1 protein-coding gene is annotated in these 375 nt (G+C 60.5%); it reads left to right on the forward strand.

Annotated elements, in window-relative coordinates; genetic code table 11:
- The coding region (locus EN857_RS33515; RefSeq protein WP_189522831.1) for a VWA domain-containing protein at positions 1–375 on the forward strand (375 nt) is incomplete at both ends.

Consider the following 375-nt stretch of genomic DNA (forward strand, 5'->3'; position numbering starts at 1 on the left):
ATGTGGCTCTCGATACCTCGTCCTCCATCGTCGGCTCGCGTTTGCAGGCGGTCAAGGCCGCAGCGCTCTTCATCACCGACTGGATGCGCACCAACACCGACGTCAAGTATGACGTGCGCTTCGTCTCTTGGTCCGACTCGGTCAAGTCGAGCAAGCAGTATCGCAAGGTCACGTCCGACAACATCGATTCGCTCGAGGTGTGGATCGGCGATCTTACGTCCGGTGGATTGTCGACGAACTTCGGCGCCGCGCTCTCGCAGGCCGAGGCCTTCTTCGAAGGCACCGACCCGAAGAAGACGCAGGTCATCATCGTCGTTTCGGACAACGCAAACACGCTGGCCGACCCGATCTCTGGCGTGTCCGATGCGGTCGACA

The sequence above is a fragment of the Mesorhizobium sp. M4B.F.Ca.ET.214.01.1.1 genome (genome assembly GCF_004791545.1).
GTDB classification, from domain to species: Bacteria; Pseudomonadota; Alphaproteobacteria; order Rhizobiales; family Rhizobiaceae; genus Mesorhizobium; species Mesorhizobium abyssinicae.